At 60.7% G+C, this 16,124-nt stretch carries 13 protein-coding genes and 1 pseudogene; 5 read left to right on the top strand and 9 right to left on the bottom strand.

From position 1 onward, the window contains the following. Positions 1-223: 223 nt before the first annotated feature. Genes VCB98_RS09080 through VCB98_RS09060 form a run of 5 tightly spaced genes read left to right on the top strand, consistent with a single transcriptional unit; the run spans position 224 to position 5,533 of the window. Positions 224-973, top strand: coding sequence for an electron transfer flavoprotein subunit beta/FixA family protein (locus VCB98_RS09080; protein ID WP_346051919.1), 750 nt, complete (start codon positions 224-226; stop codon positions 971-973). Continuing rightward, on the top strand, positions 970-1,908 hold the full coding sequence (locus tag VCB98_RS09075; RefSeq protein WP_346051917.1) for an electron transfer flavoprotein subunit alpha/FixB family protein: 939 nt from the start codon (positions 970-972) through the stop codon (positions 1,906-1,908). The genes VCB98_RS09080 and VCB98_RS09075 overlap by 4 nt, the downstream gene beginning before the upstream one ends. A 36-nt stretch (positions 1,909-1,944) precedes the next feature. Next, the gene (locus VCB98_RS09070) at positions 1,945-3,903 is read left to right on the top strand and encodes an acetoacetate--CoA ligase (RefSeq protein WP_346051915.1); all 1,959 of its coding nucleotides are present in this window, start codon (positions 1,945-1,947) and stop codon (positions 3,901-3,903) included. Continuing rightward, positions 3,875-5,014: a cell division protein ZapE gene (gene zapE, locus VCB98_RS09065; RefSeq protein ID WP_346051913.1), complete on the top strand. Its 1,140-nt coding sequence runs from the start codon at positions 3,875-3,877 to the stop codon at positions 5,012-5,014. Before VCB98_RS09070 ends, zapE begins: the two co-directional genes overlap by 29 nt. Positions 5,015-5,044: 30 nt before the next feature. Further along, positions 5,045-5,533 carry a DUF4826 family protein gene (locus VCB98_RS09060; protein WP_346051911.1) on the top strand — a complete coding sequence of 163 codons (489 nt, stop codon included), beginning with the start codon at positions 5,045-5,047 and terminating at the stop codon, positions 5,531-5,533. Positions 5,534-5,648: 115 nt separating this feature from the next. On the opposite strand, the gene VCB98_RS09055 is transcribed toward VCB98_RS09060, so the two are convergent. The 9 genes and pseudogenes from VCB98_RS09055 to VCB98_RS14005 all read right to left on the bottom strand — a co-directional run. Then, positions 5,649-8,138 carry an acyl-CoA dehydrogenase gene (locus VCB98_RS09055; protein WP_346051909.1) on the bottom strand — a complete coding sequence of 830 codons (2,490 nt, stop codon included), beginning with the start codon at positions 8,136-8,138 and terminating at the stop codon, positions 5,649-5,651. 42 nt (positions 8,139-8,180) lie between these two features. Beyond that, complete coding sequence (locus tag VCB98_RS09050; RefSeq protein WP_346051907.1) at positions 8,181-8,480, bottom strand: hypothetical protein; 300 nt, start codon at positions 8,478-8,480, stop codon at positions 8,181-8,183. 8 nt (positions 8,481-8,488) lie between these two features. Then, entirely contained in the window at positions 8,489-9,151 is a 663-nt protein-coding gene (gene maiA, locus VCB98_RS09045; protein ID WP_346051905.1) for a maleylacetoacetate isomerase, read from the bottom strand. Between the two features lie 171 nt (positions 9,152-9,322). Beyond that, on the bottom strand, positions 9,323-10,303 hold the full coding sequence (locus tag VCB98_RS09040) for a fumarylacetoacetate hydrolase family protein (RefSeq protein WP_346051903.1): 981 nt from the start codon (positions 10,301-10,303) through the stop codon (positions 9,323-9,325). A 199-nt stretch (positions 10,304-10,502) separates the two neighbouring features. Then, positions 10,503-11,807, bottom strand: coding sequence for a homogentisate 1,2-dioxygenase (gene hmgA, locus VCB98_RS09035; protein WP_346051901.1), 1,305 nt, complete (start codon positions 11,805-11,807; stop codon positions 10,503-10,505). Between the two features lie 116 nt (positions 11,808-11,923). After that, complete coding sequence (gene hppD, locus VCB98_RS09030) at positions 11,924-12,982, bottom strand: 4-hydroxyphenylpyruvate dioxygenase (protein WP_346051899.1); 1,059 nt, start codon at positions 12,980-12,982, stop codon at positions 11,924-11,926. Positions 12,983-13,404: 422 nt separating this feature from the next. Next, positions 13,405-15,450, bottom strand: coding sequence for a TonB-dependent copper receptor (locus VCB98_RS09025; protein WP_346051897.1), 2,046 nt, complete (start codon positions 15,448-15,450; stop codon positions 13,405-13,407). A 58-nt stretch (positions 15,451-15,508) separates the two neighbouring features. Then, a complete protein-coding gene (locus VCB98_RS09020; protein WP_346051895.1) occupies positions 15,509-15,940 on the bottom strand; it encodes a hypothetical protein in 432 nt (143 codons plus the stop codon). Positions 15,941-16,029: 89 nt separating this feature from the next. Continuing rightward, positions 16,030-16,124, bottom strand: a pseudogene (locus VCB98_RS14005) (tryptophan 2,3-dioxygenase); the annotation flags it as partial.

Raw genomic sequence — 16,124 nt, 5'->3', positions numbered from 1 at the left:
CGGCGGGCAGCGAGCTACGAGCTAAGGAAACTTGCCCGGCTGCATTGGACTAAAGGTCGATTTGGTTGGGCAGGACACTAAGGGATACTGGCTGCGTGGGGAATGACTCCCGGGCGGCCAAGCCGATTATCGAGCCAGGCAGAGCGGCATTAAGCGCTCGTAGCTCGTAGCTCGTAGCTCGCAGCTCCAAGCTCGAAGAATTTCTCAAACCTGGGAGACGACAATGAAAATCCTGGTTCCGATCAAGCGAACCATCGACTACAACATCAAGGCCAAGGTCACTCGTGATGGCAGTGGTGTGGTCACTGACGGGGTGAAGATGAGCATCAACCCCTTCGATGAGATCGCGCTGGAAGAGGCCATCCGCATCAAGGAGCGGGGCGAGGCCGAGGAGATCATCGCTGTCAGCATTGGTGTCAGTGGTGCTCAGCAGCAACTGCGTACGGCCCTGGCCATGGGCGCCGACCGGGCCATCCTGGTGGAAACCGAGGAGGCCACCCAGCCCCTGCATGCTGCGCGCATCCTGCTCAAGATCCGTGAGGAAGAAGGCACCGATCTGGTACTCATGGGCAAGCAGGCCATTGATGACGACGCCAACCAGACCGGTCAGATGCTGGCCGCACTCTGGGGCCGTCCCCAGGCCACCTTTACTTCCAAACTGACGTTTGAGGATGGCTGGCTCAAGGCAACCCGGGAAGTGGATGCCGGCCTTGAGACCATTGCAGTGGAACTGCCGGCGGTGGTGACCACCGATCTGCGGCTGAATGAGCCCCGCTTTGTAAAAATGCCGGACATCATGAAGGCCAAGCGCAAGCCCCTGGATCAGCGCAAGCTGGAAGAACTGGGCGTTGAGGCTCCCGCCAAGCTGGAAGTGGGTACCCATGAGCCACCCCCGGAACGCAAGGGTGGACACAAGGTGGAGTCCGTGGACGAACTGGTCGCCGAACTGAAAGAGCGGGGGGTGCTGTCATGAGCCGCACATTGCTGATTGCTGAACACGACGGGAAACAACTCAATCCTTCCACCGCCAAGGCCCTTACCGGCGCCCTCGCGGTGGGTCATCCGGTGGACATCGCCGTCTTTGCCGCTGATGCCGGCCCGGTTGCCGAGCAGGCCGCCAGCCTGGAAGGGGCCGACAAGGTGCTCAAGGTGGAACGGGCCGAAAACGAGCACCCCCTGGCCGCCACCCTAGCGCCCCAGATCGAGGCACTGGCAGCGGATTACAGCCATGTCTTCATGCCTTCCACCACCTTCGGCAAGGATGTGATGCCCCGGGCCGCGGCCCTGCTTGGCTCGCCCCAGGTCAGTGACATCATGGAAGTGCTGGATGCTCACAGCTTCAAGCGTCCGATCTATGCCAACAATGTGATTGTCACGGTCAAGGCGCCGAGCGATACCGTCGTCACCGGCACCATCCGCACCGCCTCATTCAAGGATGCCCCGGCCGGCGGCCAGGCCGAGATCACGGACAAGAGCCTGGATGTGGAATTGCCCGGCCATAGTCGCTTCGTGGAACTGGAAGTGCACAAGAGCGACCGCCCGGACCTGCAGTCCGCCCAGCGTGTGGTCTCCGGCGGCCGTGGCGTGGGCAACAAGGAGAACTTCGAGATCATCTACCGCATCGCCGACAAGCTCGGCGCCGGGGTGGGGGCTTCTCGTGCGGCGGTGGATGCCGGCTTTGTGCCCAATGACATGCAGGTGGGCCAGACCGGCAAGATTGTCGCTCCCGAGCTCTACATGTGTTTCGGCATCTCCGGCGCCATCCAGCACGTCACTGGCATCAAGGACGCCGGCACCATTGTGGCGGTGAACAAGGATCCCGATGCCCCCATCTTCGAGATTGCCGACATTGGCCTGGTGGGGGATCTGTTCGAGATCATTCCGGAACTGGAAGAAAAACTGGGCTAAAACCCTGCATTTGCAACGGCGATAAAGGAAGGCGACATGTCGGAACCGACACCTGTCTGGCAACCGAGTGAAGATCGTGCGGCCGAAACCAACATGGCCCGCTTCATGGACCACGTCCGCAATGAGTACGCGGGCGAGGTGGCCAACTATGCCGGTCTGCACCGGTGGTCGGTGGAGAACCCGGAGAAGTTCTGGCCAGCGGTCTGGGCCTTCTGCGGCATCAAGGCCTCCCAGCCCTGGGACAAGGTCTTCGAGCCGGGCGGCCATATGCTGGAATCCCGCTGGTTTCCCGGGGCAAGGCTGAATTTCGCCGAGAACCTGCTCCGCTTCCGGGATGACCAGACCGCCATCATCTTTCGCGATGAGCAGGGTCATCAGCGGTCATTGAGCTATCGGGAACTTCACGAGGAAGTTGCCAAACTGGCCAAGGGTCTCAAGGCGGCCGGTGTGGGTGTCGGTGACCGGGTGGCGGGTTACATGCCGCATATGCCCGAGACGATCATCGGCATGCTCGCCGCCACCAGCATCGGTGCCATCTGGTCTTCCTGCTCCCAGGACTTTGGCGTCAGCGGCCTGCAGGACCGCTTTGGCCAGATCGAGCCCAAGGTGCTAATCACCGCTGACGGTTACTGGTACAACGGCAAGGAGATCCATGCCCTGCCGAAGGTGCAGGAAGCCCTGAACGCCATGCCCTCCGTTGAGCACGTCGTGGTGGTACCCAATCTCTCCGACGCCCCGGATTTGTCTGGCCTGAAACAGGCCAGGCTGTTAAAGGACTTTGCCGCTGACGAGGGTGGCGAGATCGAGTTCGAACAACTGCCCTTCAATCATCCCGTCTACATCCTCTTTTCCTCCGGCACCACGGGCAAGCCCAAGTGCATTGTCCACGGTGCGGGCGGCACCCTGATTCAACATCTGAAGGAATTGGTGCTGCATACGGACCTCAAGCGGGAAGATCGCTTTTTCTACTTCACCACCTGTGGCTGGATGATGTGGAACTGGCTGGTCAGTGGCCTGGCAGTGGGCAGCACCGTGATCCTTTATGATGGCTCCCCCTTCCATCCCGGCCCCGAGAGCCTGTTGCGGTTGACCGAGGAGGAAGGCATTACCGTCTTTGGCGCCTCCGCCAAGTATTTCTCCGCCCTTGAAAAGGCAGGCGCGGAGCCGGCCCGTGACCATGACATGTCCAGCCTGAAGGCCATTCTGTCCACCGGCTCGCCCCTGCTGCCGGAGAACTACGACTATATCTATCAGCGGATCAACAACGATGTCTGCCTGGCATCCATTTCCGGCGGCACCGATATCGTTTCCTGCTTCGTTCTCGGCAACCCCATGCTTCCCGTCTACCGGGGCGAGATCCAGTGCCGAGGTCTCGGCATGGCGGTCAATGTCTTCGATGACGACGGCAAGCCGGTCAGCAATCAGAAAGGGGAGCTTGTCTGCACCCACTCCTTCCCCTCCATGCCGGTCTACTTCTGGAACGATGAAGGCAACAAGCGCTACTTCAATGCCTATTTCGACCGCTTCGACAATGTCTGGTGCCACGGCGATTACGCTGAACTGACCGAGCGGGAGACCATGGTTATCTACGGTCGCTCGGACGCTGTTCTCAATCCCGGGGGTGTTCGCATCGGGACTGCCGAGATCTATCGGCAAGTGGAGAAAATGGACGAGGTAGTGGAATCCATTGCCGTGGGTCAGAACTGGAAAGACGACCAGCGCGTGGTGCTATTCGTGGTACTCAAGGAAGGCCTGAGCCTGAACGATGAACTGGCGCAACGCATCCGCAAGACCATCCGCGCCAATGCCACTCCGCGACATGTACCGGCCAAGATCCTTGAGGTGCCAGCCATTCCCCGCACCGTGAGCGGAAAGATCGTGGAACTGGCGGTTCAGCAGATCATTCACGGCGAGGACGTGAAGAACAAGTCAGCCCTCGCCAATCCGGAAGCATTGGAACATTTCCGTGAGCGCCCAGAGCTTGCCCAAGACTGAGTTGGAAACAAATGGCGGGAACAGCCCACTGGCTCGCTGGAAAGCCGACCTGGCTGCGGGTTTCGAATATGACGCCGCTCAGGAGCAGGCGGTTGAAGCCCTGGATGAGCTGCACCATGCCCTTTGCCAACACCGGCCAGGCTGGCTGGAGAGGCTCAGGAGCGGCCTGTTCGGTCCATCCCGGGATCTGAGTCCTGTCACCGGACTTTATCTCTGGGGTGGCGTGGGCCGTGGCAAGACGCACCTGGTGGACCTGTTTCACGACAGCCTGCCCTTCCCACAGAAGCGGCGGCTTCATTTTCATCGTTTCATGCGCCAGGCCCATGAGGGCCTGAAACGATTCGGAGACCGTCAGGACCCCCTGGAAGCCGTGGCCGATGAAGTGGCGCGGGATACGCGAGTGCTCTGTTTCGACGAGTTCTTCGTCTCGGACGTCGCCGATGCCATGATCCTGGGCACGCTCATGGGGGCCTTGTTCCGTCGTGGTGTCACCCTTGTGGCAACCTCCAACATTCCCCCCGACCGTCTTTATGAGGGGGGCTTGCAGCGGCAGCGCTTTCTGCCGGCCATCGATGCCATCAAGCGCCATACCCGGATCATGAACGTGGATAGCGGGGTGGATTATCGCCTTCGTGTGCTGGAGAAGGCGGAGATCTATCATGCCCCCCTGGACGCGGAAGCCGATGAACGCTTGAGGGACAGCTTTTCCCGTCTTGCCCCCGACGGCCGATACGACCTGGACTCTCTCGCCATCGAGGGACGGGAAATTCCGGTCATCGCCGACGGCGACGGCGTTGCCTGGTTCGATTTCCCGGCACTGTGCGAAGGCCCGCGAAGTCAGAATGATTACATGGAGCTGGCCCGCGAGTACCACACGGTCCTGATCGCCAATGTACCGGTGATGGACAGAACCAGGGAGAATGCGGCCCGCCGCTTCATTGCCTTGGTGGATGAATTCTACGATCGCAACGTGAAGCTTATCGTTTCCGCGGAAGCGGAACCGGAAACCCTCTATCAGGGGCAACGGCTGAGATTCGAATTCCAACGGACGATCAGTCGGCTGCAGGAAATGCAGACACGTGAATATCTGGCCCTCCCCCACCTGCCTTGAAGGGAGGGCTCCAATCAGGAGTGAGATGTAATGCCTCATGATGAAATGACGCCCCAGCAGCGGGAGCAGTTGACCCGATGGGTGGAATCCGTTTGCCAGGATCTGGCGCGCCGTCTGGTGCAGCGTGAGATCCTTGGCAAGGACACGCGAGTGGAGAGCCGCTGGGTCTGGCCTGGCAGGCTGGTCATTGGTGTGGCTTTCGAGAAATCCAATCCGGCGCAGAGCAAACTCTGGGTCGTGGGCGGCGAGCAGATCACGCCTGACTTTGTTGCCCTGAAGGTGGCCCGCAATCCCCGTGAAGTTGCCCGGCACCTTGCCCTCGACTGGCAAGCCAAGGGTGCACGGCTGGCCAGTGCCGGGGACGCGAAGGAAGGTGAGGAGCAGGGCCAGCTCGACTGGGGCTCCATGGATCAGTCCCTGCAGGAGCAGGCGGAACTCATGTACGCCCTGGCCGAGGATGACAATATGTGGCCGAATCTCGAGGACGAGCCAGGCGCGGGGAGCGACCGGAAGGATTGATGGAGACCGAGGGGCGAATTGGCAATCAATTCGCCCCTCGGCGGTTTCGGCATAAGCGGCTGCTAACGGGCACGCCCCTATCCAGCCATACAGTCAGTCTCTTTATAGACTCACCCTAGCCCATTCCGGCCACGCGGCTGCCTTCCTCCCGCATCAGGCCCAGGCTGTCGAACTCGTCCACCTGGATGGCTTCGCGCCGGGCCTGTTCGGTCCGCTCCAGCAACTCGGCCTCTTCGGCGGTAATGAGTTCCTTGGCAAGGGCGGTCTTGATCATGGTTTCGTAATCGGCGCCGGGTTCACCCAATTGGCCCTTGCGCGCCGCCTTTCGCAGCTTGCGCCGAAGCTTGCCGGTCTCAAGCATCAGCGCCAGGGCGCGATCCAGCACCGCCATCCGCTCATCACCGTCGGCATCGGGAAGATACATTCCCTGGCTCAAGGTGTCGCGAACCTCACCCGGCCGACTCACCTGAGCAGCCAGACTGCGCTGCCTCTCGTCGGCCACGGACCGCCAACGGCGACCCACCGGGAACGCGAGACGACGGATAAACCAGCCAATGGGCCCGCCGACGTTATGGGACAGTGTCTCGAAGGCCACGTGAATGCGATGGAGACTGTCTTCCAGGCTCCACAACATGGCGTCACGTTCCGCCTCGGGATAGCCACGGTCATGGCCATGCTTGAGCACGGCGGAGGCAAGGTAGAGCTGGCTCAGGGCATCGGCCATTCGACCAGAGAGCTGTTCCTTGCGCTTGAGCTCACCTCGATAGCTCAGCAGCAGGAGATCCGAGATGATGGCAAAACTGGCGGATGCGCGATTCAGGCGACGGTAGATCCGCTTCAGTTCTCTCGGCGTCCCGCCTGGAACCTTGCTGAAACGACCATCGCTGATGCCCAGCAGAATCGCTCTCAGTCCATTGCGGATACCGTGGGCCAGATGACCACTGAAGGCCTGGTCGAAGGCCTTGAGCGGGTCACCGGCTACCTGGCCCTGAACCGCGTTGAGCTCATCCAGCAGATGGGGATGACAGCGAATGGCGCCCTGACCAAAGGTGATCAGGGTCCGGGTCAGGATATTATGGCCTTCCACGGTGATGCCAATGGCGGGGAAACGCTGGAGCTGACCCAGGGGATTGCGCGGCCCAAGACAGACGCCGGCACCGCCGTGGATTTCCACGGCATCATTCACGGCCTCACGGGCACGCTCGGTCATGTTGTATTTCATGATCGCGGAGATCACCGAGGGCTTGTGCCCCTCATCCAGCGCGGCGAGGGTAACCAGGCGGGCGGCATCCATGGCATAGGTGTTCCCGGCCAGGCGGCCCAGCTTTTCCTGGATGCCTTCAAACTCGGCAATGGCGACACCGAACTGCTCACGCACCCGAGCATAGGCACTGGCCAGTCGCAGACTGGACTTGGCAGTCGCCGTGCTCAGGGCCGGCAGGGAGATGGCCCGGCCGTCGGTCAGGCTTTCCATCAGCATGCGCCAGCCACGCCCCACGAACTCCCGACCGCCAATAACGTTGGCCAGGGGCACGAAGACATCCTTGCCGCGAACCGGCCCGTTCATGAAGGACATCTGATTGGGGTCATGACGTTGACCGGTCTCCACCCCCGCCGCGGTGGCCGGCACGAGCGCCAGGGTAATACCCAGATCCTTGTTATCCCCCAGCAGACCTTCTGGATCGTAGAGACGGAAGGCGACACCCAGGAGGGTGGCCACGGGACCGAGGGTGATGTAGCGCTTGTCGAAATTGAGGCGGATCCCAAGCACCTCTTCGCCATCATCATTCTTGCCGCGACAGATAACGCCACTGTCCTGCAGCGAGCCGGCATCACTGCCGGCGTCGTTGCTGGTCAGGGCAAAACAGGGAATTTCTTCGGCCCGGGCAAGGCGGGGAATATAGTGTTGCTTCTGACTGGTGCTGCCGTACTTGAGCAGCAGCTTGGCAGGCCCCACGGAATTGGGGATCATCACAGTCAATGCGGCGCTAATGCTGCGTGTGGCAATCTTCATCACCACGGCCGCATGGCCGTACTGGGAAAAGCCCAGCCCGCCATATTCCCTGGGAATGACCATGCCGAAGAAGCGCTCTTTACGAATCAGTTCCCAGGCTTCAGACGGCAAATCCCGATCCACATTATCGATCTGGTAATCGTCCAACAGGGCACAGAGTGCTTCCACCGGACCATCCAGGAATGCCTGTTCTTCCTCGCTGAGGTTGGCGGGCGTATATCGGAGCAGAGAATGCCAATCCGGCCGACCGGTGAATAGCTCGGCATCCCACCAGGTACTGCCGGCCTCCAGGGCCGCCCGCTCCGTCTCGGAGATTTCCGGCATGGCACGGCGATAGAATGCCATTACCGGGCAGACCAAGAGCAGACGGCGCAGCGGCCCCAGCAAGGCAATCAGGGCAGGCAGCAAGACCAGGACCACGGCAAAACCCAGCGACAGCGGACCGGGACTGGCAAAGTGGACAAGGCCGGCCGTCGCGGCAAGGGACAGAGGCGCCCAGACCCATCGATTGATGGAGAACAGAACACTGCCAAGCAGCAGAAAGATCAGCAGGGCCCACCAAAGGGATTGTTCAGCAAGATAGGTTTCCATTCATCCATACTCCGGCAACACGCGCGTGGCGCAGATTGCAATTCAGGTTTCATCCCCGTCGTCATCGCCCCGCCAGATCAACCGCCCGCGACGGGCCTGCCGGATTCCCAGGGCGAGAGCGATAAAGCCCATCAAGAGATAGGCGACCGCCGGGAACAATACGGCATAACCCGAGAACTCCTGCCCGAGAATGCTTGCCCGGGCCAGTTCCGGCTGCTCCATTCGAACCGCCGGCAGCAGACTTTCGGTGAGGATAAGAGCAGCCGTGTAAAGCAACAAGGCCGCGGCAAATACTGCCATCAAGGCACCGGAGAGGCTGAGAATCAGACCACTACGCCGCATGGGGAGCCTCAGTTGCTGCCCGCCGTGCCCACGGCGTCCGGCTGGGCTTCAGGTGCCGACGCCCGAAAGGCATTGAGTTCACGACAGGCCTCATCGATTCGGCGCAGGGTGGGATAGGCATCCAGCGGAAAATCGAAGCGCCGCGCATTGTAGAGCTGAGGCACAAGACAGACATCCGCCAGCGTCGGCGAATCACCATGACAGAAACGCCCGGTGCGGCCCTCATTGGCAAGCCGACGCTCCAGGGGTTTCAGACCCTGCTCCAGCCAGTGGTGATACCAGCGGGTCTTCTGGCGGTCGCTGACGTCCAGTTCATTGCTCAGGTACTGCAACACCCGAAGATTATTCAGCGGGTGCACCTCACAGGCAATGATCTGGGCCAGACTGCGAACCCGCGCGCGTTCCACCGGCTTGGACGGCAACAGCGCCGGCTCCGGGTGCTTTTCCTCCAGGTATTCGAGAATGGCCAGTGACTGGGTTATCACATGGCCGCCATCCACCAGTGTTGGCACCAGGCCCTGGGGGTTGATGGCGCGATACTCGCCCTTGTGCTGCTCACCACCGTCCTTGACCAGATGCACGGGCTCCTGCTCACAGCGAAGGCCCTTCAGATGCAGGGCAATGCGAACCCGGTAGGCGGCGGTACTGCGCCAATAGGTATACAGCTTCATCCCGGCCCTCCTATAGAGAGCAAACAGTTCCCAGTCCCCAGTGAACAGGCTCGCCGAGCATTCACGGCTTGTCTACTGTTGAGTTCCAAGCCTGGAGCGTGCGCTGCCCTGCCGAAGCGGCACGGCAACCCCGTGGGCACGGCCTGCTGTTCACTGGGCACTGTTCACTGTTCACTTATACTCTTCCACGGTCTGCTCGATGGATCCGAAAATGGAGTTGCCATCGGCATCCAGCATTTCAATCTTGACCGTATCACCAAAACGCATGAAGCCGGTTTTGGCTTCGCCTTCATTGATGACTTCCAGCACGTTCTTCTCGGCCAGGCAGGAAGAACCGAGAGATTCGTCCCGGTTGGCAATGGTGCCGGAGCCCACCAGTGTGCCGGCGGCCAGCGGCCGGGTCTTGGCGGCGTGGGCCACCAGGCGGGCGAAACTGAACTGCATGTCCACGCCACAGTTCGGACGCCCGAATTCCTCACCCTTGTAATGGGTAATCAGCGGCAGATGGACCTTATAGCCTTTCCAGGCCTCACCCAGCTCATCCGGGGTGATGGCGACCGGGGACAGGGCCGAACGCGGCTTGCCGTGAATGAAGCCAAAGCCCTTGGCCAGTTCGGAGGGAATCAGCTTGCGCAGGGAGACATCATTGAGGATCAGGATCAGCTTGATATGCTCGCCGGCCTCTTCCTCGGAGACACCCATTGGCACATCATCCACGATCACGCCCACTTCGGACTCGAAATCGATGCCGTAATCTTCGCTGGCCACCCGAATGGGATCCCGCGGGCTGTCATAGCCGTCGTTGACGGCCTGATACATCAGGGGATCATCCAGAAGCTGGGGCGGCAGCTCGGCACCACGGGCCTTGCGAACACGCTCCACGTGGGGCAGATAGGCGCTGCCATCCAGAAACTGGAAGTTGCGTGGCATCACGGCATCCACGTCATCCTGCTTGAAGGCAAAACTGCCTTCGGCCTTGCCGGCCTCCAGCTCATCAGAGCGGGCCTTGAGCTTCGACTCCACATTGGCCCAGTCTTCCAGAGCGGCCTGCAGCGTCGGGGCAATATCACTGGCCTTCACGGCCTGCTTGAGGTCACGGCTGACGATGATCAGCTCACCATCACGACCCTTTTTCAGGGATGCCAGTTTCATTTGGAAAACTCCTTTCAGTTGTTTTTAAGCTGCGAGCTGCGAGCTTCGAGCGGCGAGCGGCGAGCTGGCCGTGCAAGCTCAAAAGTGATTCTTCATAGCTCGACGCCTGCATGATCTGCGATTCAGGTCAACGAGCCAGGCGCAAGCATTACCTGCTCGTCCCTCGCCGCTCGTCGCTCGCTGCTGGCATTTCAAGGCCTCAGGCCTTGAAATGCTTTTTAAGACCTTTCCAGCAATCCTGGTAGTTCTTGTGCAGGGCCGGGCTTTCCATGGCCTGTTTCGTGGGCCTGTAGGTAAGACAGGTCTCGAACATGAAGGCCATGGTGTCTTCGATCTTTTGCGGTTTCGAGGTATCGGCTGCGGTGGCCTTCTCGAAGCTGCCGGCATCCGGCCCGTGGCCGGACATGCAGTTGTGCAGGCTGGAACCACCCGGTGCGAAACCGCCTTCCTCATCGGCTTCCTTGGCATCATATTCGCCATGAATGAGCCCCATGAACTCACTCATGATGTTGCGGTGATACCAGGGCGGACGGAAGCTGTCTTCCATCACCAGCCAGCGCGGTCCGAAGATCACGAAATCCATATTGGCCACACCGGGCTTACCCGAGGGCGACGTCAGCACGGTGAAGATGGACGGATCCGGGTGGTCATAGCTGATCGAGCCGATGGTGTTGAAGCGGCGCAGATCATACTTGTAAGGGGCGTAGTTGCCATGCCATGCCACCACGTCCAGCGGGGAATGGTCGATGGCTGCCGACCACAGATGGCCCTGGAACTTGGCCACCAGCTCGAAATCCCCTTCTTCATCTTCCCAGGCCGCTTCCGGATAGAGGAAGTCACGGGGATTGGCCAGACCATTGGCACCGATGGGGCCCAGATCCGGGAGCTGCAGGGCCGCGCCGAAGTTCTCGGCCACATAGCCACGAGCAATCTCATCCAGCAACACGACCCGGAACCGCACCCCGCGGGGGATGACGGCAATTTCCTGGGGCTCGATCTCGATCACACCCATCTCGGTGTCAAGGCGCAGACGGCCCTGCTGAGGCACGATCAGAAACTCACCATCGGCGCTGTAGAAGAAACGATCTTCCATGGAGCGGTTGGCGAGATACTGGTAGACCGCAATGCCCGCCTGGGCAGCCGCCGAACCATTGCCGGCCTGGGTGAACAGACCGTCCACGAAATCCACCTTGCCCTTTGGCATGGGCAACTTGCCCCAGCGCAACTGATTGGGCGTCGGCGGCATTTCCTCAAAACGGTTGTGGAAGCTGCCTTCCTTGATCTGGCGGAATTCACCGTGAATGACCGCCGGACGAATACGATACAGCCAGCTACGCAGATTGCGATGCCGGGGTGCGGTGAAGGCCGTGCCCGACAGCTGTTCGGCATACAGCCCATGGGGCGGCCGCTGGGGTGAATTCTGCCCCTCCGGCAAGGCCCCCTCGACCGCTTCGGTGGCAAATTCGCTGCCAAAGCCGGTCATGTAGCCCTTCGATCCATTCATTGCTTACCCCCAGTTGATAGAACCAATCTCACAGGGGCTGCGAGCGGCGAGCAGCGAGCCACGAGCCGGCAGCAAGCCAGCTCGTAGCTCGTAGCTCGTAGCTCGTAGCTCGTAGCTCAGAGAACGCCCCGCTTCTCCTGGTCGCGCTCGATGGCTTCGAACAGGGCAGTGAAGTTGCCTTCGCCGAAGCCTTCGTTGCCCTTGCGCTGGATGATCTCGAAAAAGATCGGGCCGATGACGTTCTTGGTGAAGATCTGCAGCAGCAGACGGTCCTTGTTTTCCTGATCGGCATCGATCAGCAGACGCAGGTCCTTCATCTTGTCCACGGGCTGGCCGTGGCCGGGGATGCGCTCATCGATCAGCTCATAGTAGGCATCGGGTGTGTCGAGAAAATCGATGCCCTTGCTGAGCAGGTTCTCCACCGTGTCGTAGATGTTATCGGTGAACAGGGCAATGTGCTGGATGCCCTCACCGTTGTACTCATTCAGGTACTCGACGATCTGGGACTTGTCGTCGGAGGACTCGTTGATCGGGATCCGCACCATGCCGTCAGGGCTGGTCATGGCCCGGGAGTTCAGGCCCGTCTTCTTGCCCTTGATGTCGAAGTAGCGGATCTGGCGGAAGTTGAAGAGATCCTCGTAGAACTTGCACCACTCGTCCATGTTGCCGAAGTGGACGTTGTGGGTGAGGTGGTCCACATATTCCAGACCAAAGCCCTTGGGATTCTTCTCAACACCCTCGAAGAAGTCGAACTGGTCTTCATAGAGATCGCCCTGATCACCGTACTGATCCACCAGATACAGGGCGCTGCCGCCGATGCCTTCAATGGCCGGGACATCCACCGCCAGGGTCTCGGGCTTCTTGCCAAACTTGGTGGCACCCTTTTCCAGTGCCAGTTTCATGGCGTGATCGGCATCCTTGACGCGGATGGCGAAGCCGGTGGCACAGGGGCCGTGCGCCTTGGCAAAGTCCTCGGCAAAGCTGCCCGGCTCCTCGTTCACCAGGAAATGGCTGTCATTCTGGCGATACAGGGTGACATTGCGCTTCTTGTGCTTGGCCACGGCGGTGAAGCCCATGGCCTTGAACAGGTCGTGCAGCAACTGCGGATCGGGCGCGGCGTACTCGACGAAATCAAAACCGTCGGTGCCCATGGGATTGTCATACTGTTCGCTCATGATCGCTCTCCATTGAAAAGCCATACAACGCGGCCACCCCACAAGGTCCGCCCCTCCCGGCTCGCTGCGGGCCCGGCTTCTTGTGGGGAGTGCCGCCACAACTGAATTCTGGCGGCCATTATACCGGAGGCCGACCGCTACCGTCAGGCAATGGGGGCTCACCGCATTGATCCAAATCAAATTCTTTTGCCCCCGCCTGGACTTATGAGAAAACCCTAATGAACCGCCCAGAGGGCTCTACCCTCGACTCAGCGCACCCCCACGGAGCGGATTCGCGGCGTCGAGGCCCAATTCAAGCCTTTATGACCGGCCAATCGCGATCCGTCTATCCTGCCCTTCAATCCAAACCGGTCTGGATTCCGACAAATTCGGACAGAAACGGTCGGACACCTCCCTGTGTCCGCGCTTCAGCATGGAATTGCCTAGAACTCGCTAGCCAGACGCAGCCACACATTGCGCCCCGGCTCCGGGATCCGGGCACTGACCGCCCCCAGCTCAGCCTCGCCCCTCTGGATGTGTTCTGCATAGGCCTCGTCAAGAAGATTATCTATCCCCAGGCTCAGCCGGAAATGATCACCCAGGTGGCCGCCGGCATAGGCGGAAAGAACCCAGAAACCCGGTGTCGTGTCGCTGTCGAGGCCGTAGATGGTGCCGTAGCCCGAGTGAACCCGGTCCTGACGCGCGACGGCACGGGCATGGACACCGCCAAAATAGCGTCCGTTGTCATGCCCCAGGCCCAGGGTAAGTTCATGGGGCGAAGCCTGGGCCAGTGGGCGATTGTCGCTGTCATTGGTGCTACGCAGCCAGGCCAGACTGGCGTTGAAGTGCCAGGCATAATTGAATCGATAAGTGAGATCCGCCTCGCCACCCTGGGTGGTGGCATCAATATTCCGCGCCTCACTCGCCTCCCGGCCCGGCTCGACAATCAGAACATGGTCTCGCACCTGGCCGTAGAACAGAGACAGATTGGCGCTCACGCGTTCGCCACGGTATTGCATTCCCATGTCCAGCTGGGTCAGCGCCTCGTCATTCAGATCGAACACCCGACGCCGCTCCCAAAAATCGGGGGCTCGCTCAGCGTGTCCCAGGCCCACGTACAAGGTCAGCGGCTGCTCAACGAGATCGTGGCTATAGCGAATGAATCCGCTACTTTGGCTGGAACGAGCTCGTTCACCCGTCGTCGCGCCGCCGAAGCCGTCTTCATCCAAGGCGGTGGCCCTGGCCCGGTCCAGGCGTAAACCCAGTTTCACGCCACGGCGCTCGTCGAGCATCCGCTCCGCTTCCAGGAAAACACCTGCGTCGTTGAACTCAGCCGTATCCTCGCGCGGCACCTGCCGAAACCCGAAGGCATCCGATCCCATGATCCGATTGCCTCGATGCCGGTTTTCCATCCAGTCCACTCCCAACTGCAGCTGCCAATGGCTCGCCGGCGTCATGCTGGCCGTCGCCCTCAGGCCCCGGGTGTGCCGATCGGGATAGCTGACCATGGGCATCATGGGTGGCTGTCTCAGGCGGAAGTTGTCCATGACATGGTCGATGTAATTGTAAAAGGCCAGCGCTTCGATCTCGTCCAGCCAGCCGTTGAGGTCCTCTCGTGAGGCCCGGAGACTGTAGCCGGTTCGTTCGAAACGGGTACCGTCCATGCCGCGATCGTCGTAGGCAGCCTCGGCATCGCTGCGCTCGTGACTGAGTTCCACATGGGTGCGACTGTCGGGCGTCCAGCCCAGCACCACGCTATTGCTCCATCGCTGGTAGGCGGAATGGACCCGCTCGCCATCCCCATCCCGGTAATCGCCCTGACTGGAAGTGGTACCAATCAGGCGGGCATAACCCTGGGAACCGCCGCTGGTCACCTCGCCGGTGAAATCCCGCCGCTCGAAACTGCCTGCGGAGAAGCCGGCGTAGCCTTCAATGGTCTGTTCATGAAAACGACTGCGCTCCCGTTCAAAGCGGACCACGCCGGCACTACTGGCACCGTAGCGCACTGACTGCGGGCCCTTGATTACCTCGATTCGGTCGAAGGCTTCCGGGTAGACATAAGCCGTGGGCGGGTCCATGCGTCCACCGCAGCCGCCCAGGATGACGCTTTCATCCAGCAGGATACTGAGACGCGAGCCACCCATGCCCCGCAATACCGGGTCACCACTGGTGCCCCCCTTGCGGCTAAGTCCAAACCCCGGAATGGACTTCAAATAGGCACCGCCATCGTGGGCCGGCATCCCCACCTGTGGTTGCCGGGGATCCAGAAGAAGCCGGTAAGGGTCAAGCATGGCCGGCGCGGTCACCACCACAGTGTCCAGGCGCAGGGAGCGACGCAAGTCTTCCAGCAAGCCTAACTGCGACTCGGTGTCACTGGCCTTCTCGCCAGCAGAATGATCCTGGGCCTGCTCGGCCCCCTCAGTTTGTTTTGCCCAGGCAGGGGCGCAGGCGAGCGCCACCACCAGGGCGGTCGTCAGAATTCGATTCATGATCCGTCCTCAATCGTTTGTGATTCTTGTGCCGACCTGCCGGAGCAGGTCGATGCATTCAGGCAATACGATTGAGGGGAGGCGCACGGACGGGGGGAAGGAAACCGCTGACTCTGCCGAGCCATTGGGAAGCCGCTGCCGGCTGAAGCCGACTGGCAAGCGGCAAGGGCTGTTCCGCCGGCGGGCAGGGGCCGGGCACGGCACTGCCCAGGGGAGACCAGGGACAATGAGGGGGATTGCCTTCGGCATCACCACCCTCGTGGTGGGCATGGTGGGAATGGTGGGAATGGTGGGCGTGGTGGTCCGACTCATGGTCGCCGCCAGCCTGCACTCGCTCAAGAAAGCCCGAATCCCAACCCTGATGAGGGCAGAAATCAATCCAATCCGACTGCCCGGGCATGAAGCCCGCCGGCACCACTGCCCGAAGCCCCAGTGACAGGGACAACAGCAGCAGGAAACCATAACGGGTCAGGATAGAAGCCATCTTCATTCACAGTCCTTTCAGACTGGGTCCAAGTCTAAGGAACCTCTGATCAATTCTCGAGATTAAGGCCGTCAAGAACCCCTGCGGCGGGCGGATTACAATTCAGTACGAACCTCGATCAGTTCCGGAAAGAACTGCAGGTCCAGGGCACGCTTGAGGAAGCTCACTCCGGACGACCCGCCGGTGCCGG

It is taken from the genome of Natronospira elongata, from assembly GCF_034931365.1.
Lineage (GTDB): Bacteria > Pseudomonadota > Gammaproteobacteria > Natronospirales > Natronospiraceae > Natronospira > Natronospira elongata.
This window is presented reverse-complemented; position numbering and strand designations above follow the sequence as displayed.